Genomic DNA, 19,587 nt, shown 5'->3' with positions numbered 1-19,587 from the left:
CGTTTCGCAAGCACATCTGACCATCTCACGATTTGTGGCAGTGGGCAGCACTTATAAGGCAATCGCGGACGAAATAGCGTCCCCATACAGACTGCGACTACCCGTCGTTGCCGTTGCTCTCGGCCGGTGGAGTGCCTACGACGCCGTGGACGATGAGCCCGCCGTTGTCGTCTCGAGCGATCGTTGCCGTAAGTGACCAGGACCCGTGGTAGGCGGGATCGTAGGGATCGACCCAAGTGCCGGTGTAGGTGATCGTGATCGGGCCGCCCAGTTCAGTGCTGTAGGCCTGGGAGAGAATCTCGGTCGTCATGGCGTACCGTCCGCTGCGCGACATCGGGGGAGTCACGTCGATCGACTCGACCGTCAGTTCGTCCAGCCGTTCTTGGCGTTGCTCAGTGCTCTCCTCGGGGTCGACCGTGAGGATCGGGACGATCACTTCGGTGCGCGTCTGACTGATCAGGTGGCCGCGCTGCTCGGCGCTGAGCGGGGAGAGTACGCCGGCGGCTGGGCCGGGACGGCCTTCGTCGCCGAGCATGGCCAGTGCCCAGTCGAACGAATGGACCTGGAAGGCTAGGTCGTTCTCGGCCGCGCTACCTCCTTCACCGGGTTCGGCGGGGCGAGCGACGACAATCGAGTAGATCTGCACCTCTTCACCTCGGTAGGTGCCGGAGACGGTGTACGCATACCGCTCGTAGACCTCGTCGGTGGCTTGATCCACCTGCTCAAGGCTCATGTCCGTGACCTGCTCGAGCAGTGTCGCGTCGACTCCGTCGAGGGAGGCGAGGAACGTCGGATCTGCGAGGGAATGGACGTCGCCCGGGTACGTGTTCATAAATGCGCGCGCGACTTGTTCGGGATCGGTCCGATCGCCGGTCGGTTCCGAGGTGTCCTCGACTGCCGGCGTGGACGGTGCGTCGGTCTCCACCTGCTGGTCCGTTCCGCCATCAGAGGGCAGCACGGCGATCTCCGTGCCCTCGCCCTGAGGTGGTGCTTCGTCTCTCGGAACGGATTCCGGGATCAGCCAGAACAGCCCGCCGAGCACGAGCATCACAATCGCCCCGATCATGAAGCTCCGGATCATCTTCGAGCCCATGCTGGTCACCCTTTGTAGACGTCGATGTTGCGGCCGCGGTGGAGGCCGGAGGGGATGAACTCGATGTGCCAGAACTCTTCGTCGTGGATGTACATGCCGTGCTTCAACCCGAGCTCTCGGAGCTGCTTCCACCGTTCCAGGTCAGCGCCGGTTCCCGGGTAGGAGCAGGCGCGTTCGGGGGTCTGGGTGGTTCCGCAGTTGTGGCGGGAGTAGGAGGTGGGGAAGCTGCCGATGTCGAAGGCCATCCCGAATTCATGGTTCGACCATCCGGGTCGGGCAGCACCGCCGGGAGAGTTCGCGTATAGCGACTGCTGTTTGGCATGGGACCGATAGGACGACGTGATCGTCAGCTCGAGGCCATGTGCTTCTGCCTCGGTCCAGAACTTCACGAACGCGGGGGCAATGGTCGCGTTCATGACAATCGGGCGACCGTTGAGATCCGTGACGCTGTCGAGGGCGCATAGGCGGATCGGCTTACCTTGCCCTCGGTAGTAGGCGGTGGAGGTGCCGCTGTCCGTGGTGCCCGGTGGGCAGGACAGTGAGGCCGACGGTTGGGTCAGCGCGGTGATGTTCACGCAGCCGGGCGCGCTGCTGGGGCAAGGAGTGACGGAGCCGGTCTCAGATCCCGGACTGATCGTGGAGCCGGTGCAGTCGGACCACGCGGCGTCCGCGACATCGGCTGGAGTGGTGCCCGTGGCGTCGGTAGCGTCGTCGCGTGCTGTGCCGCCGGGTTCAGGGGTGGCAGTGCCGGAGTACTGGTCGTAGAACGCTTGGGCGTTGACGATGCGTTCGTCGATCGCCATGACACCGGATCGCTCGTACTTCGCCTCGAATGATCGCGTTGCATCCTCCACGGTGGTTGTCGAAGCGAGATGGTCACCGGCCGCCTTCTCCACGCCCTCGAGCTCGCCGATGATGTACCGCAGCTGGAACAGCACTATCGCATCGACGTCTTCCTCGGACATCGTGGCGGGAAGCTGTTGCATGCTCGGGGCGGCGATGTAGTACTTAGTGCCGAGCTCGTCGATCACGGCGTCGCGGATCTCGGCGTGGCGGCTGCCGGTCCACTGCACCAACCCCCACCCGGAATTAACGGACGGGGTACTGGCGCTGCCCTGGGCGATGAACGGGTTGAAGCCGCTCTCGCGCTCGATGTTTCCCATCACCCCGGCGGTCTGTTCTTCGCTGTATCCGGCGCCGCGGAGGTAGTTCCACGCCTTCTGCTCGATGTCCCCGCCGACGACCTCCCTCGGAGCACCAGCGCCCCCGCCACCACTATCGCTACACGTCTGGGAGTCGGTGGCTGCTTGGCTGACGGCGGGCAGGACAGCGCTGACGATGGCGGCTGTCACCCCGGAGATGATCACGGTCTGCAACACAAGGCAGGCGACGACGAGCGCCGCGAGCCCGGTGATGAGGTAGCGGAAGGCCTTGGTCTGGAAGAGGGTCGTGACGGCCGACCCGGCGACCCCTGCGATGGGCGCTCCAGCCCCAGTGGCGCCGATGGCTGCGGTGGTCAGTGCTCCTGCTCCGGAGGCGGCGACGTCCTGGGCCCCGCCGACCATGTCGCCGCTGCGCGCTTTCTTCGCTCCCCGCACGGCGCTGACGGCGACGTCGGACCCGGTCGCCTTCTTCACGCCGACCTCGGCGCCTCTCTGTGCCAGCGCCTTGCCCGCCGATGCAGCTGTCGCGGCCGCGCCACCGTCGGTGCCGGAGCCGAGGTCACCGCTTCCCGGTGCGTCCAGCGAGTTGTCCTCGGGCAGGGGAGTGTCCCCGGTGTCGGGACCGTGTGTCTCGGGCTGTTCCGCCATGGGTGACCTCCTCGGCCGCCCCAGTGGGCGGGGCGTGGTCAGATTCCGCCGCGGACCATCGGTGGCGCGTCGAAGGTGAAGTCGAACCCGTCATCCTCATCGTCCGATGTGTCGGCGACTGGTGCTGGTGGCGTATCGGGTGCGTCGACCGGGTCCGGCGCGATCTCGGGCGGGTCTTCCGTCTGGACGTCGTGTCCAGGGTTGACCGGCTCGTGCAATTCGGCTCCCACGTCAACAGCGAGCTCTGTGATCAGCTCCCGGTAGGTGGCGCCGACCTCGGATTCGGCGTCCAATCCCTCGACGTCCACGACGATCTCCGTAACAGACTCCTGCTCGATCACGGTCTGCAGGGCTTCGAGGAGTTCGAAGTGGCTGTTCGCCTTGAGCTCGGACAGGGCCACGCTCCGGCCGGCAGGCGCATCATCGGGATCGGGACCGGGGCTGGTGTCTCCGAGCAGGGAGCCGAGGTCGAAGCTGATGTTCAGGTCGAGCTCCTCCACCGCCGGCGCCTCCGCTTCGGTGATGGTTTCTTCGACCACGTCGACGAAGTCCTCCAGCGGCGCGACCACGTAGCGCGGATCCGACGGGTCCAGCAGCTGCTCCGGGACTGGGCGGGGGATGTCGTGCTCCAGCAACTTCTCGTGGAGGGTGGCGTTCTCCTCGTACCAGACCTGCATGAGGCGCGGGTGCGGGGCGGTCAGTGGCTCGAACAGGCCCCGACCGACCCGGGGTGCGGCGATGGTGTCGGCCTCCATGGGGTTCCGGAACGCGCTCATCCGGTCGCCCTGGGTCATGTTCCCCAGCCCCATCCTGGCGAGGTTCGTTTTTATGTCGGCCCCGCCTGGCATGGTGTCGAGGGTCTTCGAGCTCAGCTTCTGGGTGCCCAGCAGTAGGTGGATCCCGACGGAGCGCGCCTCCCGGCCGAGTTTGCCGACGATGTTCCCGATGATCGCTCGGGCGTTGTTCTCGGCTTCTGCCTCGAGCCGAGCATGGTCGGCGGCCGGATCATCGGACTTCGGCGGCACCGACGACTTCCCGATCAGGGACGTGAACTCATCGACCACCACGATCAGATGCGGCGGGCGCGCGTCCTCGGGCAGCTTGTCGATGTTCACCACGCCGTACTTGCCGTTCAGAGCCTTGCGCCGCTCGAGCTCGCCGTAGAGGGCCTTCATGGTCGACGCGGCCTGGTAGACGTCGGCGGCGAACGGGGCGAGAGCCCAGTCCTTGGCGAACAGGAAGTCATACCCGCCCTTGGTCGGGTCGATGACGACGGGCAAATATCCGCAGCGGATCAGGTCGAAGAGCATGGTGCTGATGGCGGCGGACTTGCCGGCCCCGGTTCCTCCCAGTACGAGGAGGTGGGGGTTCTCGAGCGGGTCAAAGAGGGTCGGCTCACCGAGCGCACTTACCCCGAAGGCAGCCGGGGTGTCGCCGAGTCGGTCGAAGGGGATTCCGACGCGTTCGGGCAGGGGGTCGTGCTCTGCCATGAACAGTTGGATCCCGGAGGCTCCGTGGCGGCGCACGTTGAGGAATTCCACGTTCAGGTTTGAGCGCAGCTTCTCCCGGTTGCCCTTGGCCTTGTTGATATCCACGCCGGCGGGCAGGTCGAAGTCCAGCACCTCCACCTGGTCGTTCGTCGCGAGGGTCTCGAGCTTCGTCAGGGTGGGGACGGTGCCGGAGAGGTTCGTGATGTTCGAGTCGACGAATGCCTGGTCGAAGTCGACCCGTCGCACCTCGACCTCGGCGCCGCGACGCAGCTTCGCCCCGGGCCCCGGGTCACCGATGTACAGGGTGACTTCGCCGTCGCGCGGACTGGACAGGCGCATCCAGGGGCAGGCGAGCTGGGAACGGATCGCGTCGGCCTTCTTCCGCACGTCGACCAGGGTCGTCCCCCCGTGCAGGCGGAGCGTGACCTTCCAGGCGTGCTTCGAGCTCGCCGGGAGCGTCAGTGGCTCGATCTCGACGAGCTCGGGCTTGGGCAGCTTCACGGCAGGTGCGCGGAAAGCGCTGTTGATCAGGTGCGCCAGCACCCATGCGGAGCCACTGGTGGCGACGGGGGTCGCGTGCTGTGCCGGGGCGATGTCCTGTGGGGTGGTCGGTACGGGGTCGGTGGTCCAGCGGACCAGGAACAGGTGCGGGTGGCGGGAGCCGGGGCCTTCCTTCTCGCTGGGCCAGCCAACGATCGAGACCATCTGCGCGCCGGTGATCGAGGTGCGCATCCCCTTCTCGAAGTCCTTGCCGCGCGGGTCGATGTACGTCTCGCCCGCATCCAGGCCGGTCTTGGTGGCGAACAGCTGCTCATGCAGCACGAGACCGTCGCGGGAGAACCGCTGTGTCAACTCAGCGTCTCGGGTGATCTCGAACCGGGTCGTCGGCGGCTGCGCTCCCTGGGGAAGGGTCTGCTCCCAGTGCTTCTCCCACTCGATCTCCGCCTGCACGTTCTGGACATGGTCCACAGTCAGGCCCGAGTCCTCCGCGTACCGCGCCCCGTCGGAGAGGGGGTCACCGACGAGGACGTAGCCGCTGCGCCGATCGACCACGACATCGACGTCGACCGATTCGCCCTCGATCACGGTGGAGCAGGCGGCGGCGATGGTCGCGTACTCGGACTGGATCGTGTGCCACGGGGGAGTGGGAATGCCCGGCATCGCCCAGCTCGTCTTCCAGATCGCCAATGGGGAGTTCTCGGGGGTCACTGGTGCCGGTGCCGCCGTGCCCCGAAACCACCGCCAGAGCGCGGCGGCACGGGAGGACCGCGAGAGCTCGACGGGTTCGGTCAGGGACTTCTCCAGGCGGGCGACCTCGTCCGGTGCCTCGTCGCCGAGCTTCTCGATCTGCCGGCGGATGCGGCGGTCGCGCTTCTCGGCGAGCTCGGCCAGGCGCGGATCTGTCTTCGTGGGCAGGTCGGCGACCTGCACGGCCTCGACTAGTGCCATGCGGTTCACGCCGATCCCGTCCAGCGCCCGGGCGAGGGCTGATTCCAGGGCCAGATCACGCGAGTACGGGTCGACGTCGGGGTCCAGCAGGTTCGGGAAGGACCCTTCCGGCCACTGGACGACCCGTACTCGCAGCTGGTGCGCGGTGCCCGGGATTGGCTGTCTCGCTGCGTCGAGGTTCGGGCTGGAGAGCACATCGATCCGCGTGGACGGGTCTCCGTAGAACGCCGAGATCGCGTCCGCGCGCTCCTGCAGCCCGGCGGCCATGAGCTTCGGCGGCGCGTCCATCACGTCGACGATGGCCCCGCACGGCGCGATGGTCCGGTCCACGAGCCGCGGCCGGCCTTCCTTCTCGGTGAACAGCTCGGCGAACCGCGGCCCCCACTCCTCGTTAGCCTCCTGCAGGCGCCGCCACCGCTCCAGACAGACACGCGAGATCGGCCCGCCGAGGATCGCGACGACGGCGAGCACCGCCGCAGCGGCCATCCCGACCGTCTGCCAGATCGACGACTCCTGCCCCGCCATCGCCAGCCCGGTCGCCGCTGCCCACGCACCGAGCGCTGCGAGTATGGGGGCGGCGAGCACGAGCGGACGTGCGCGTGAGTTCCACAGCTCCCGGAGCACCGCGGGGCCGGCGGCAACGACCGGCTGTTCCCGGAGCCTGCGTCGGCGGGCCAGCAGCGAGACGATCACGTGATGGGTCAGCAGCCCCGAACTCACCGCGACCCACCACGGCATCTCTACGACCATTGCCCCCGCACCGACCAGAGCCCCGACGCGCTCGAACACCACGGTCGGGAACTGACCGGACAGAGGGAGAGTCCCCACGAGAGCACCGGTCGCGGCCGAGGCGATGAACGAGAGGCGAGGAGGGATCCCGGGCCAGAACGATTCCCAGCCCCACACGTTCCCGAAGAACAGCGACGTACGTGTGTCCAGCCACGACCGGTGCCGGCGGACCAGGTGCTCCTCCCGTGGGTTGGCGGGCGTTTCCTTCGGTCCCGTGAGCATCGGCGCTGGATGCAGGCACGCGACGGCCAGCACCCCAGTGAACAGCACCCACCCCACAGGCAGTCCGACCAGCACCGCAGCACCGGCGAGCAGCAGAGTCAGGACCACCAGGGGGAGGGTCAAGTTCAGGGCGGGCTTGTCGTACTTCTGAGCCATGGATCCTCCTCATCTGGTGCGAAGCAGGGGATACAGGGCCGCGACGAGATCCGGATCGGTCGGCTCATCAGGCACCAGCGCCCGGACCCGGCGAGGGAGGGCACTGGTCCGGATCGCATCGGCACCAGGGACGTGCAAGAAGGTCACGTTCAGGGTCCCGGGGCGAGAGGCTTCGATGGACACGAGCGGTCGGCGGACCAGCGCGCGGGGGATGTGGGCGCTGATGCGTTGCTGGATCATCGCCATCGTGCGACGGTCGGCGTGCTCCACCTTCGACAGCCACCGGTACGAGGTGTTCTCGAGCGTCCAGTAGAAGCCGGGCCGCCAGCGCTTCGAGTCGACGATCAGGACGACCGTGCCGCCGGTGACGATGTGGTCGATGTTCGCAGCAATCCCGCGGGCAGGAACATCCAAGTCATGCCACACATCGCGGCGGGACTCCACGGCAATCATGTCCAGCACTCGTCCAGTGCTCTCCTCGCCCACGCGCCCGGCCCTTGCCGCGTCAGTGCCAAGCTCCTCGACAGACCCTCCCGCGATGCCGAAGACGGATCCGCTCACGAGAGCACCCCGACCAGCAGGGACAGGACGAAGAAAGCCACCAGCACGAACAGCCCGACCTTCACCGCTCCGTGGCTGAGGGAGCTCGCGAGGTCGTCGGAGTCCTTCTCGTATCGCGGTCCACGTCCTAGTTCCATGTCGCCCACCCTCTGCAGTCGTCGTCGAGTCGACCAGTGGGCGGGAAGAGGACGTCGCAGGACCTGTGGAGTCGGAAGATTCTGTGGGTAGCTCTACGTGGCAGGATCGATGGATGAGCGACTACAGCAGACCCGTCGAACCCGCTACCAGGTTGCTGGACGAGCTGAACACTGAAATCTCAGCTGACCTCGACGAAGAGGCTGGCGGGATCGGGTGGTGGAACGGCCACGTCGGGTGGAAAGTCTCCGCACAGCTCGGCGAGTATCTGCTCGCCTCCTGCACAGGCGTCGCGGATTCGCTAAAGGAGGCATCCCTTGCGATCGAGGAGCACCGGAGAACGGAGCACGGCCTCAACTTTGCCAGGGCTACAAGAGCACGCAAGATTGCTGGGCGAGCAAGCAGTTTTGATGAACGGATTGCGGCGCTGGGAGGTTCGACCGAGTCGGAACTACGAAGGGAGGATATTCAGAAGATTTGGGCCGGGCAAGCTCTCGTCAGCCTCGCGCAAGTACTAGATCGCCTTGCAGCAGTTGTTCTCGTAGTCGCCGGGGTCAAGGTCGATGTTCTCCGCACGGATTGGGGAGAACTATCCAAGCTCGCAGCGAGAGCACCCAGGAGCGGTGTCTCTCAAGGCATACGTCAGGGAGTCTTCGCAGACGTCGGGACGCCTGGGAGGGATCGCCAGAACGCCCTGCTTGAGATCGTCGCATCGTCAGAGGACCACGGTCCTGAGGACTGGCTTGAATGGTTGCTGATGTCGAGAAACTCGTACGTTCATCGGGCGCCACGGATGAATTTTCACGCAATGATCGTCGATAAGAAACGACCCGCAGGAACGATATCGCCGCTGCACGCCCAGCCAGATTGGGCGGACATCGAAGCGATGCTTGGAGCCTCCAGGAACGGGCTCGAGGCCATGTTCCTAAAGCCTGCTCCTCAGTCGATCTTCGACGGGCTGAGGGACTCTGTAAGTTCGCTGGCCGTAGCCGTCGTTCAAGCCGTCCGAGACTTGTGGATTGAGCGTCGAGCAGATCCATCGCTCATCATTCAGCACGGTGGTACCTGGCGGCCTCTGGACAAGGCATCGGTGCTGCAGTTCCCTGGGTACGGCCCTGCCGCACCGACAGCGTCCAAAGAAGTCGCTGTCCATCCGTCCTCGATCCGCCGAATAAGAGCTGCCCGCCTGATGGGTGACCAAGTAGGTGAGTGGGATTGCTGATCGGTATGCCGACACCTGGTCGGTCAGCCCTCCGGCGTCGGCTTCGACGCCGCGCGCGGATGGTCGAGGGTGACGTGCTCACCGGCGGCGATGCGCGAGTCGGGCAGGATCATGATTCCAGGGTCGACCTGCACCTTGTCGCCGATAGTGCTGCGGTAGCCGACCAGTGCGTCCTCGCCGAGAACGACGTCGCGGCCGAGGGTGCTCGCCTGGCCGACAGAAGAGAGTGTCTTCATCACTGTCCCTTGCCCGATGGTGGAGCGCCCGGTGACGTGGGTGTGGCGGCCGATGTAGACGTCAGGCCCGATCTCAGTATCAGAGCCAATGTTCGCTCCAGCGGAGATCTTCGTCCGCTCTCCGATCCGCGCCCGCGTGGAGATAGACGTCCTCGGTGCGATCTGAAGGCCTGAGCCGACTTGCGAGCCGCCGCCGACCTTCGCAAGCGAGCCCACCTGAACGCCGGCATCGAGTCGTGCCCCGGCGCCGGCGAACGAGTGGTGGCCCATTTTTACGCCGTCACCAATCGTGACGTCCTCTTGGATCCACACCATGTGCCGGACCGTCGCCGAGGGGCTGATGGTTACGGAGTCGTCGATCTTCGCTGAGCATTCGATGCTCCCGATGGTCGGCTCGAGATCGACCTCGGCCTCGCTTCGGGCGATCGATCCGAACTCACCTCCGCTGCCCCGCTCGCCAGTGTCCTTCTTCCGCCTCACAGGCATAGCGTCGGCCCCTTCATCCTATTGGTGATGTCGTCACCTGGGGACGTGGGCGGGTGCGGTCCCGTCACGTCCGGTAAGGTTCAATTTAATCGTTCCTAGGTGCCAACATTCCTCGCGATCGAAACTGACGCCCGAATATTTTCATTACCGCGTTTCTCAGCTCCCGGGGCTCACGGTGAATCTGCCTGAATATCATATGGCGACAAATCTATCGGGTTGTGGCCTTCATCGCGACGTTACGTTCGAGGCGAATCAGGGTCGATTCGGCTTACTGGCAGGCATCTCCGATCACAAATGATGATTCGGTGAATGGCTCCCATGTCTCGTCCCCGAAATAGACCTTTGAAATAAGGTCTTCACAGGCGCGCCCGGTTAGCGCCGGTGGGTCGTATGCGGAGACGTTGGCCGTCGACGACCCCCACTCTCCGTGGTCGACCCTGTAAACGACGAGGTGCTTCGCCCCGTCCCCGGAGGATTCGGTCGACACAACTTCAGTCCACTCGGCAGTCTCGAACATAGCACCGTAAGCAGACATCTCCCTGCCGTCGACATCTAGCGTCATGGCATCTAACGTGGTCGAGTGGCCGAGCAGCAGCCCTCCAGGGAGCGACGCGTAGATGCGCCCCTCGTCGGGTGGCGAATAGTTCTCATGGTCGTACCCAGTTAGCGACAGGCTTTCCAGAGTGGTGCTCCCGCTTGCAAGATTCTCAATGACATTTAATGTCACGCCATCACGGACGAAGCTGACCTTGCGCCAACCGTCGCCGTCCGTGGGATAGAGGACCGTTACTTCACTCTTACCGCCGAAGTGGTCGACAATGTCGTCAACGGCCATGCCGGCGGTTACGCCCAGGAGATTGTCCGAGGTGGACTGTGCTTCTGGAGCTTGCAGTGGATCATTAGTAAAGTACTTTTCGACGGGGGCACCAGTGAAGACGACCTTCACTTGCGCGAAGGGGCTCGGATCGCCGATGAAGAATGCAAGAAGTCCCGGCACGATTGCTAGAAAAGTTGCTACAGCGACGATTCCCTTGAGTATCTTTGTCAACATTGATGTGGGGGGCTTTGCGTCGCCCGCGTGACGCACCGATGCTCTCTGGTCCGGCTGATCTAATCCTGGCTTCGTCATGCACCCAGAGCTTACCCCTGGCGGTGCCTTTTGCTAGAGTCTTAGTGGAATCGTACTAGCTGGTAGCGTGTCGGGCTCGCTCCAGTAGAACCCGCCCGTGCGTGCGCGGTGGAGCGGGCTGTTTAGTCATGCGTTCTGCTTGGCACGGGACTGGGGATGAGACGGACGAGGTACTCGGATGCTTTGCGCAACGCGCTAATTATTCTACCGAAACCAGGTGCCGCCACTTCCGGCCGGCGACCTGCTGAGTGAACCCCGGGCCGGTCATCCGGTCGGGGACCGCTGGCCCCATCAGCGCATCGATCCCGTCAGAGTCGACGTGGGTCAGCAGGTATTGGTCGGTGCGTGGCACGGTGCCGGGGCGCAGCCAGTACGGGGTGCCGGCGAGCAGCCGTGCATTCATCGCGATCGTCTCGCCGGCAGAGGCTAAACCCTCCCGATACGGCAGCTCATCCTCGTCCAGCAGACGCACGGGCCGCCAACCCTCTGCGTTGCCGTCAGCGCCGCGGGAGAGGAACGAAGCGGCAAGTCCCTCGAAGGAGTCCGAGGCCTGGTGTGGGCCGGGGAACCACTCCGTCCACGACACCATCCCGAGCCTCGAGGCCGTCCTGTTCAGTGCGGTCCCGGGGTAGTCGCGCACTGCTTCCCGGATCGCGGCTTGGATCTCGGCGTTGGCGGTGTTCTTCGCGGTGGCACTGGTCGCCTGCGACGGGGTCGACACGTCCACGACGAGCACCACCAGGGGGAGCTCGTAGGTTGGATGGCGTTGGAGGATCTGCGCCCATTTGGCGATCTTGCGACGGAACGCCTCGCCGACCGAGGCGGTGGTCTCGAGCGCGATCACGAGGCCGTCGCGGCGCACGATCCCCGCATCCGCTCGACGCCCCAGGTCCGCCTGCTGCGCCTGTAGCCCCGATGCCGCGAGCATCGAGGGCAACGAGACCTGCTTCTCGCCGAGCACCGTGGCGACGTCGCAGAACTCCGCGACCCGCAGTGCGAGTTCGGTGGTGAGGACGTTGTGGCGGTCGAAGCGGTGTTCGCTGTTCCAGTCCTGGCCGCCGGTGATGGCGATGTGCTCGGCGAAGGTGAGGGACTTGCGGTATTGGGCGTAGGTGTCGATCTGGTCGCCGACGGTCCACATGCTCATCCGCTGGGCGGCGGGGGCGAGGCGATTCATGCCCGCCGAGACGTAGCCGTGGGCGAGCAGGCCAGCACTGAACGGTGCCGACAGCGCGGCCGGGTAGGTGTTCCCCATGACGCGAGACCCGGCGATGCACGCGAGCTGCTCCCGCGTGACGGTGCGCCAGGAGGACACGGCGCCGAGCGCGGCGAGAATTGAGGGGCGGTGACGATTGGTGCGCATCTTCTTGAGCGCATCAGCGGCACTGGTGACGTAGCGGGGCGGGATGCCGGACCATCGCATCTGGGATGCGGGAGCGCGGCGGTGTTGAGAGGCGCTGACCCAGCCATCGGAACTGCCGGTCGCGAACATCCCCTCCCAGTACGGGTCCGCACGCTGCGCGGCACGGAACGGATCCGACGCGATCCGCCCGGGTACGTCGGTGAGGGTCCGGGTGCTCATGGCGGCTCAGGTCTCCGACTCGGCCGGGTAGACCACGTCGCGGAAGGAGTCGCGGTCATCCTCGAAGGGGTGGACCTTCGCGGTGAACACGTTCTGGCGCTGCTGCTCCACGACGGTGCGCACGAGAGTCATGTACCGCGGCAGATCCATCACCTCCTTGGGGTGGACGACTTCGAAGCCTTCGCTCGCGCCACCGGTGAAGTCCTTCGCGATCTGGGTGGCGACATCCGAATTCTCCTGGGCGTAGGAGATGACCGTCGACAGGGAGAACATGGTGCGTCGGACGGCGTCGGGCAGCTGGTCGGGTTCCTGGGTGGCATAGATCGGGATGACGCCGAAGGACCGGCCCTGCATGCGCGTCCACTCGATGACCTCGGGGGAGTTCGTTGCGACTCGGGCGAGCTCATCACAGATGATCGCCACGTACCGCCCTTGCTCCTCCCACCCGGCGCACACGTCCTGGATCGCTTCCTTCAGCGAGTACAGGAGCATGCCGCTGAGCGCGTTGCCGACAGCGGCCGGCAGGCGGAGGTTGTCGCGGCTGGCGCCGGTGCGGGTGGAGGTCGCTCCCGAGTTGATCACCACTCGCAGGTGCCGGCGCAGGATCTCTTCGATAGTGGTGACGCGCCCAGTTCCGCGCCACCAGTGTGGAGCGAGCATCAGCACCTCAACCTTCGAGGACGGGGCCTTCTGCAACGCGGCGCGACTGGTCGGCTTCACGCTGGCGCCATAGAGCTCCGATAGCCCACCGACCGCGATCTCGAGTGCCTTCTGGTCACCGTCTGCGCGGTGCGCTTTCACGTCGGCGAGTCGGCGACGGATCGTCTCGGCCAGGTGCACACCGAACTCGTCGCCGTACCCGCCGAGCAGCGCGTGGCCGATCGACATCGGGGTCGCGAGTGGAGCCGGGGTCGGTGCCTCCGGATGCGTCGTGATCGCGTCATCCAGGACATCGGTCGGGACACCAAGCGCGGTGGTGAACACTCCACGGAGCGTCTTCGCGGAGGCTGCGCCGATGGAGTCGCTGCCCCAGTGGTAGATCATCTTCTCCACGAACTTCGCGGCGCTGTCGAGGATGCCGTCTCCGCCGGAGAACATGTCGATGCGAGCACCATCGGGGTCGGCCAGGTCGAACACATGGACCTTGCGCTTGCCGAGGCTCGTCGCCCATGCCTGGTACTCGGCGGCGTCCTGTCCGGACTTCGACTCGAACGCGACGATCGCGCCCTGGTCGCCGAGCATCGATCTCGACTGCTCCGGGGACGTGGCAGCGCTGCGGGGGAGAGGTTGCTGGTCCATCAGCAGGAACGCGAACAACGACCGCAGCAGGTAGGACTTGCCGGAACGCGGCTTGCCGAACACCGCGATCCCGGCCCACAGATCCTGGGCAGACAGACGGACCATCCGGCCGATCGCATCCAGACCGATGACCGGTCCGATGCGGCGCAGCAGGGACGCCGGCGCACTGCGGTCACCGGTCTCGGACGTGCCCGACGCCGAACCGGACGCGGGGGCGAGGGCGCCGACGGGAAGGATCGCCCCGAGCCTGAACGATCCGCGGTTCAACGGATAGACGCCCGGGTCACCGGAACGCTTCGACGATCCGCTCTGGAAGTCCAGCGCGGACTCGGCCCGGCCCTGATCGTTGCCCTGCGTCGGTGGCCGGGTGCGCAGTGCCCAGCGCCTGGGCGGCAGCGGGAATCGGCCGGTGCGGAACCGCTTCTCGTACCGTCGCCCCCACTGCACGTAGCCGGCCATCGCGATCAGCGGCAGCATCGCCAGGGTGAACAGCGCGGTGGCGATCAACGCGGTGACCTCGCCCGGCACGAGCGTTGCAATGCTCGGTGCGGCGAGCTGCACGCCGATGCCAGCGGCCACGATCGCGAGCGTGACAGTGATCAGCTGCGCGATGACCCAGGTGCGGGGGAAGCGGACCGTGCGGGTCTCGAGGTCGAAGCCGTGCATGTCGCCGGTGACCTGGCGCAGCAGAGAGTCGACACTCGAGCGGGACGTGGACGCCGCGGCGACATGCGCGATCACGCCGTTGGGCTCGAGCGAATGGTGAGTCCCGCCGACGATGCGTCCCTTGATCCACCGATCCCACAGTCGGTCCTCGTGCAGCAGTAGTCCCCGGTGCGGGGCCCGCATCGTGATCGCCACCCACGACCCGACCGGCATGTCCGCCAACGACGCCGCCATCGAGAACGGATCCCTGCCGCTCTGGGTCGTCGACGCACGCGTCCCACCAGGACGGAAGAACAGATGCCCGACGTGGTCGGCGGCGCGCAGATCGGGGAGCTCGTCAGCGTAAGAGAGGCGACCGGTGACCGCATGTGCAGCGGAGAGTGCGGCCTTGTTCATGCTGTCGGTGTCCGGGGTGATGAGGTAATTCTCCAGCCCGTCGTCGGTCATGGCGGCGAGGAATGTGGCCGCGGTGCGGGGGCTGAGCGAGGAGGCGAACGAGCGCATTCGGGTGGCGACGAGCTCGGGACCGTTCTGGCCACCGGATGCTCGGGCCATCCGGCGGATCACGGTTCGAGTGCTCATGCCCCCTCATATGCGAAGGAGTCTCGGAATCCCGCCCGGACCAGTGCGTCTCGAGGCTTGACCGCCGAATCTCATGTTTCGGACTCCACCTGGCCTTGAAGAAACCACCGCGCCGCCCAGGACGAGTCCCCGCCCAGTACGCGCTGTGTCCACGATGCGGCTTCGCCGCGGGAATCGTGGTGCGTCCAGTCGTATGGCCTCGTCCGTGTATCGACCCCTGCGTTCCTTCGTCTTCGCCTTCCGGGGTGGTCGATTCCGCGTTCCTTGTGAGGTCATCTGATCCGGCGGGGACGGCCGCTGCGCGTCCATTCGCGCTCCGCACTCATCGCGGACCGCGCCCGGCAACTCGCGCTGCGCGCTTCGCAACGGACGCCGTCCGGCAATCGCTCCGCGAGCGGAGCGTGTGCGCTTCGCGCAACGATCGCCGCGTCATATGCATTGAGCCGTGCCGCGAGGACCCCGTCCATGCCGTCCTGCACCGCCCACGCCGCACATTGCGTCTGGGGCAACTCCGCGAGCGCTTAGCGCATGCGCCGCGTAGCGGGAATCCGATCACGCCGCAGGTGCATCCGAGGATCCCGGATCCCCTCCGACGGGATGGACGCTCCGTGAAGTGGGCGGGGACGCCCCGACACCGCGACGACCACGACACGCGAAGCTTCACGAAGCACGAAGTGCAGTTGACGCGAAGCGCTGCGAAACATGAAGTTCGAGGATTCGGACGCAGTCCCTTGCGAAGTACGACGCACGGGTAGTCGGACGCGAAGCGTTGCGAGGCACGAAGTGTGAGCAGACGCAGTCCGTTGCGAAGTACGAGCAGACGCAACGCCCAGGCCAGTACCGACGCACGCAGTGCGGAACTCAGGGACCGAGAATTCAAGGAGCGCACCGGGGAAGACCATGCACGGACAGCGCTGCGCGCAGCGCACAGATGACGAGACGGGAGCGTAGAGAGAGCAGCGTCCAGGAGACGCAATGGTTCCGCAACGAGGACTCCGTCCAGACGGCGCAAGAGTTGCGTACCGGGAGCAGCGACCAGTGGGCGCGACGGCCGCGTCACGCGCGCGCAGCGCACCGACACCACACCGCCGGGCACCACGACCACCACCAAGGGGCGAAGCCCCGACAGGGAGCGAACCGACCGCACCGGACAGCGAGCACCAAGGACCGACGAGCGCCAGCGAGGAAGGACGCAGGAGCGAGCAGGCAGGGGAGGGAAGCGTGAGCGACCTCTTCTTATGACCCTCAGTTCCGTTTGGGTCGGCCCGGCTCGTCATATCGGTACTGTTCGACTGGCGCCAGCGTCCGGGCTGTCGCCCACGCCCGACTGCCTCGCGACGGCTTGGAAGGAAACGGAGATTCGACTGTCCGCTCGCAGCTCCTGCCGCTACAGCAAGTCGAGCGCAGGGCTATGCGCATGGGGAGGGGATGAGATTGATGCGCGGAGTTTAGTCCAGGCCCAGGCGCGCGAGCCAGGCCTTGTTGGGTCCGCCTAGGAAGCGCGAGAGTTCGTCCGGAATAGCAAGGAGCGATGGGCGAGGCCTCTTGCTGTTATCGCTTGGGGCAATCTGGCGTAAGGGGGCTCGGCCAACAGTGGCCAGTCGACCACAACTCAGCCGACGACTGCCACTCACGCAAGCCTGAATCATCGCAAAGTCAGGGGTGGAATGCGTGCAATGACTCCTGGTAATAGCCGGCATCGAGATTGGCTGCGTCGGATGCAAGGGCTGCAGCCAGTTCGGCGGCTTTGCAGACCGCCGGCATGAACCCTTCGACGTCACCTTCTTTCAGGACTTCCTCTGGCCAGTAGAAGCCGTGGACGAGTCCGCTCGTGGTGTTCCAGCTCCACGTCGCGTTGCTGGACAGGTTCGGGACGAGGCGCGTTCGCAGGTCTTCCCCATCCCTCCACTCGGGGGCGAGATTCTCAGCCATCAGTGCCGCAAAGACATCGATGCCTCGGTCGGTGAGCGTTGTGGCTCCAAGGCGCTGCCCGCTGGGCGGCTTGAACTTGTGCTGCTCGAGCGTGGCCTCGATCCGCGGTTTCGCATCTTCGGATGTCTTTCTCACGGCTGCCATTTCGGGGCCTTCCACGGAAGCACCGTCGCGTGCGGCGAGCCGGAAGCTGTTCGTGTCGAGTGTTAGCAGGATGCGGGCCGCTTCGTCACGGACTTCCTTCGAGCCTGGGGCCAGGACGGCGAGAGTTGTGAGCGTCCCGGTGAGAGCTTCGCGTATAAGGGCCGCATGCGCTCGGCGGTGCGATGGCGCCCTGCGAGCTCCGATGAGGAAGGCGAGAGTGTCGAGCGCGTCATGGGCGGTCAACATCGCTGACCCGATGGACCAGGAAGGGAGAATCACAGCGTCCGCATAGAGGGAATCCAGCCGCTCGAGCTCTGAGGTGGGTTGCGCGTGTTGGACGAGGTCTACTGCCGCTCGCAGCTGCTTGGCGATGCACGCGTATGCCTTCTCTGGAGGAAGCTTCATGGCTGCATCCTCTCCCAGTCGGCGGATCAGCTCCGAATCCCAACTCGAGTTCGCTAACGCTGGGCCCGTGAGACGCCCCGGGGCGCGTGCGACAGTCCATGGGAACGTAGGAAGGAAGTGCATTACCCGTTTAATCTCTCACTCTCGTGTGCGCCTGGCGGTCGTTCGAACCTTCCGCGGCTCGGGTCGTAGGTCGTGGCAGCTGAGGAGCCAGTGCAGCCACGTTGCCCCACGACCGAGCGCGACCGAGAGAGTCTGCATGGGTACGCCGTCGTCGACAACTGACCGGCATGCCTCGGCCAGTACCCTTCCCTCTACTCCGCGGACGGCTCGTGCTCCTTCGCGGGCGCGTGGCGCCTGCGGGCATGCCTCATACAGCCCACGCAGTTCAGCGATCTCGTCCGCAGTGGGTGTGCGACTCTCTGCAAGCCGCGGATAGCGGGTCGGCGGTGTGCGCCCAGCAGTCTCGAGGGCGGTGCGGATCGCCTGTCTTGAGCAGCCGAGCTCTTCGGCGATCTGGTCGAGGGTCTGCCCGTCCTCCCTGCGTCTGACGACCTCGTCAACGTCAGCGAAAGGCTGCCGACCCCAGCGACGGAAGGTGATGTCGTGGCGTGCGGTCGTGAGGCGGTAGACGTATTGGGGCGTGAGGTCGTAGCGGGCCCCAATTTCGGCCCAGGATTCCCCGGCCCGGTAGCGGATGGCGGCGTGCGCAGAGATCTGTTCTCGCTGGATGGGGGTGAGCTTCAGGGTGTTGGGTTCCTGGTTCGGATGTGGGCAGTATGCGGCGTGGGGTGCGAGGCCGGTGTCGATTCTCAGTACCTTCACCCAGAACCCCGTGAATGTCGATCCAGTTGCCCCTGACTTGATGCACGGGTTCGTGGCTGCCGGGGTTGCAGTCTTGTGACCTGGTCGTTTGCCGGTTGGGGAGGGTGATTAGGGATACTAAGCGGGTGGCGTTTGTGCGGAAGGTGAGGACTGGATCGGGAGCGACGGCGGTCCAGGTCGTCCAGAAGCGTCACGGGAAGCTCGAGATCATCAAGCACTTCGGTTCCGGCTATACGCCTGTCGAGGTCGCACTGTTGGTCCAGCGTGGTCGCGGGATCCTCCAGGGTGAGCAGGAAGCGCTCGACCTCGGAGTGGCTGCAGAAGCGGATACGGCCCTGGCCCGCGCCGTGGAGGAGCAGCCCTCGCTGCTTCCGGATTCCACGCCCCCGGCGGCTGGTCCTGTCGCGTGCGGGCAGGGAGTTCACGTGCTGGGGACCTCGAGCGATGTGCTCTGGTCGACTCTGCGGGCCGCGTATGCCCGCCTGGGATTCGGTGTCCTGGAGGACGAGGTGTTCGAGCAGGTCGTGCTGGCTCGCCTGGTCGAGCCGACCTCGAAGCTCGACACCATCCGGGTGCTCGAGGGGCTCGGCGTTCGGCCCCCGCATCACACGACCATCTCTCGGCACCTCCGCCAGGCCCAGGACCGGCCCCGTCGTGGGTCACGATATGACTAGGTGCGCAGAAGAGCGCTGGTTGACCATGGCGTCCGTGAAGCTCCGTCAGCCAGCGGTGACATGGACGTCGTCACGGAGGATCCATATCCTGACGCGTGGGTCGTACAGGGCGTCGCTGTGCTCGGGGCACGCGGGGTGCATCTCGAGCAGGTGCTCGAAGTGGCCGCCGCCGGCGTCCTGGGTGTACGCGACGCAGCAGCACCCTGGAGCGGGATCGGGCAACAACCGCTGCTTGAGCGCCTCGAGCTCGGCGAGCAGCGCCGGCAGCACCTTACGGGCCGCCAACGCGATCGTGCCTCCTCCTGAAGGTGATGTCGCAGGCGACGATCCTCAGCTGCGAGAAGTACACGGCGAGACGGGTGTAGCCCCTATCGGAGTAGCAGTCGCAGGCCCACCCGCGGGTGGTCTCGATCAGCCCGCGCACGTCGGCGCGGTCGACGCGCTCCTCGCTTTGCGGGGACTGGTGGGTGGTGGTCATCGCTGGCCTCCTGGGCGAGTAGGTCGATCTTCCGGCCACGGGCGAGCTCGGCCGCGGAGACGGAGATCAGGTTGCCGCCGGCGGGGTAGCTGGGGTGGTCCGAGGCGACGACGGCACAGTCCCACCAGTCGGGGTGCGGCTAGTTGTTGCGGGTCATGACGTTGTAGTCACGGATCGGGGATGAAGGAACGGGTCCCTGACCGGCACGATGGGTGGTGCTG

General features: G+C 65.8%; 14 protein-coding genes. 2 read left to right on the top strand and 12 right to left on the bottom strand.

Going from position 1 to position 19,587, the window contains the following annotated elements; translation table 11 throughout:
• Positions 1-97 precede the first annotated feature (97 nt).
• The 5 genes from ACHUEU_RS15655 to ACHUEU_RS15635 are packed head-to-tail and all read right to left on the bottom strand — an operon-like array spanning position 98 to position 7,708.
• Entirely contained in the window at positions 98-1,093 is a 996-nt protein-coding gene (locus tag ACHUEU_RS15655) for a hypothetical protein (protein ID WP_394217031.1), read from the bottom strand.
• 5 nt (positions 1,094-1,098) lie between these two features.
• Positions 1,099-2,904, bottom strand: coding sequence for a phage tail tip lysozyme (locus ACHUEU_RS15650; RefSeq protein ID WP_394217030.1), 1,806 nt, complete (start codon positions 2,902-2,904; stop codon positions 1,099-1,101).
• A gap of 38 nt (positions 2,905-2,942) precedes the next feature.
• Positions 2,943-7,010, bottom strand: coding sequence for an FtsK/SpoIIIE domain-containing protein (locus tag ACHUEU_RS15645; protein WP_394217029.1), 4,068 nt, complete (start codon positions 7,008-7,010; stop codon positions 2,943-2,945).
• Positions 7,011-7,019: 9 nt separating this feature from the next.
• The gene (locus ACHUEU_RS15640) at positions 7,020-7,571 is read right to left on the bottom strand and encodes a nuclease-related domain-containing protein (protein WP_394217028.1); all 552 of its coding nucleotides are present in this window, start codon (positions 7,569-7,571) and stop codon (positions 7,020-7,022) included.
• Entirely contained in the window at positions 7,568-7,708 is a 141-nt protein-coding gene (locus ACHUEU_RS15635) for a hypothetical protein (protein WP_394217027.1), read from the bottom strand. The genes ACHUEU_RS15640 and ACHUEU_RS15635 overlap by 4 nt, the downstream gene beginning before the upstream one ends.
• Positions 7,709-7,821: 113 nt before the next feature.
• Between ACHUEU_RS15635 and ACHUEU_RS15630 the strand changes: the two genes are divergently transcribed.
• Positions 7,822-8,928, top strand: coding sequence for a hypothetical protein (locus ACHUEU_RS15630; RefSeq protein ID WP_394217026.1), 1,107 nt, complete (start codon positions 7,822-7,824; stop codon positions 8,926-8,928).
• A gap of 23 nt (positions 8,929-8,951) precedes the next feature.
• Here ACHUEU_RS15630 and ACHUEU_RS15625 read toward each other — a convergent pair whose 3' ends face one another.
• The 5 genes from ACHUEU_RS15625 to ACHUEU_RS15605 all read right to left on the bottom strand — a co-directional run bounded on the left by ACHUEU_RS15625 (position 8,952) and on the right by ACHUEU_RS15605 (position 17,389).
• Positions 8,952-9,644 carry a hypothetical protein gene (locus ACHUEU_RS15625; RefSeq protein ID WP_394217025.1) on the bottom strand — a complete coding sequence of 231 codons (693 nt, stop codon included), beginning with the start codon at positions 9,642-9,644 and terminating at the stop codon, positions 8,952-8,954.
• A 274-nt stretch (positions 9,645-9,918) separates the two neighbouring features.
• Complete coding sequence (locus ACHUEU_RS15620) at positions 9,919-10,779, bottom strand: hypothetical protein (RefSeq protein ID WP_394217024.1); 861 nt, start codon at positions 10,777-10,779, stop codon at positions 9,919-9,921.
• A 199-nt stretch (positions 10,780-10,978) separates the two neighbouring features.
• A complete protein-coding gene (locus tag ACHUEU_RS15615; protein WP_394217023.1) occupies positions 10,979-12,361 on the bottom strand; it encodes a hypothetical protein in 1,383 nt (460 codons plus the stop codon).
• A 6-nt stretch (positions 12,362-12,367) separates the two neighbouring features.
• Entirely contained in the window at positions 12,368-14,908 is a 2,541-nt protein-coding gene (locus ACHUEU_RS15610; protein WP_394217022.1) for a type IV secretory system conjugative DNA transfer family protein, read from the bottom strand.
• A 1,656-nt stretch (positions 14,909-16,564) separates the two neighbouring features.
• Complete coding sequence (locus tag ACHUEU_RS15605; RefSeq protein ID WP_394217021.1) at positions 16,565-17,389, bottom strand: hypothetical protein; 825 nt, start codon at positions 17,387-17,389, stop codon at positions 16,565-16,567.
• 950 nt (positions 17,390-18,339) lie between these two features.
• On the opposite strand from ACHUEU_RS15605, the gene ACHUEU_RS15600 reads away from it, so the two are divergent.
• The gene (locus ACHUEU_RS15600) at positions 18,340-18,888 is read left to right on the top strand and encodes a hypothetical protein (RefSeq protein ID WP_394217020.1); all 549 of its coding nucleotides are present in this window, start codon (positions 18,340-18,342) and stop codon (positions 18,886-18,888) included.
• A gap of 45 nt (positions 18,889-18,933) precedes the next feature.
• Here the strand turns inward: ACHUEU_RS15600 and ACHUEU_RS15595 are convergent, their stop codons facing one another.
• Together ACHUEU_RS15595 and ACHUEU_RS15590 are read right to left on the bottom strand one after the other, a co-directional pair.
• Positions 18,934-19,173: a hypothetical protein gene (locus ACHUEU_RS15595; protein WP_394217019.1), complete on the bottom strand. Its 240-nt coding sequence runs from the start codon at positions 19,171-19,173 to the stop codon at positions 18,934-18,936.
• Positions 19,160-19,366: a hypothetical protein gene (locus ACHUEU_RS15590; RefSeq protein WP_394217018.1), complete on the bottom strand. Its 207-nt coding sequence runs from the start codon at positions 19,364-19,366 to the stop codon at positions 19,160-19,162. The genes ACHUEU_RS15595 and ACHUEU_RS15590 overlap by 14 nt, the downstream gene beginning before the upstream one ends.
• Positions 19,367-19,587 lie beyond the last annotated feature (221 nt).

The organism is Brachybacterium vulturis (assembly GCF_043641765.1).
In the GTDB taxonomy this organism is placed as follows: Bacteria; Actinomycetota; Actinomycetes; order Actinomycetales; family Dermabacteraceae; genus Brachybacterium; species Brachybacterium vulturis_A.
This window is presented reverse-complemented; position numbering and strand designations above follow the sequence as displayed.

Excerpts from the sequence above, each read along its gene's own strand:
- ACHUEU_RS15655 (WP_394217031.1), bottom strand. The coding sequence starts at position 1,093 with ATGGGCTCGAAGATGATCCGGAGCTTCATGATCGGGGCGATTGTGATG.
- ACHUEU_RS15650 (WP_394217030.1), bottom strand. The coding sequence starts at position 2,904 with ATGGCGGAACAGCCCGAGACACACGGTCCCGACACCGGGGACACTCCC.
- ACHUEU_RS15645 (WP_394217029.1), bottom strand. The coding sequence starts at position 7,010 with ATGGCTCAGAAGTACGACAAGCCCGCCCTGAACTTGACCCTCCCCCTG.
- ACHUEU_RS15635 (WP_394217027.1), bottom strand. The coding sequence starts at position 7,708 with ATGGAACTAGGACGTGGACCGCGATACGAGAAGGACTCCGACGACCTC.
- ACHUEU_RS15630 (WP_394217026.1), top strand. The coding sequence starts at position 7,822 with ATGAGCGACTACAGCAGACCCGTCGAACCCGCTACCAGGTTGCTGGAC.
- ACHUEU_RS15620 (WP_394217024.1), bottom strand. The coding sequence starts at position 10,779 with ATGACGAAGCCAGGATTAGATCAGCCGGACCAGAGAGCATCGGTGCGT.
- ACHUEU_RS15615 (WP_394217023.1), bottom strand. The coding sequence starts at position 12,361 with ATGAGCACCCGGACCCTCACCGACGTACCCGGGCGGATCGCGTCGGAT.
- ACHUEU_RS15610 (WP_394217022.1), bottom strand. The coding sequence starts at position 14,908 with ATGAGCACTCGAACCGTGATCCGCCGGATGGCCCGAGCATCCGGTGGC.
- ACHUEU_RS15605 (WP_394217021.1), bottom strand. The coding sequence starts at position 17,389 with ATGAAGCTTCCTCCAGAGAAGGCATACGCGTGCATCGCCAAGCAGCTG.
- ACHUEU_RS15590 (WP_394217018.1), bottom strand. The coding sequence starts at position 19,366 with ATGACCACCACCCACCAGTCCCCGCAAAGCGAGGAGCGCGTCGACCGC.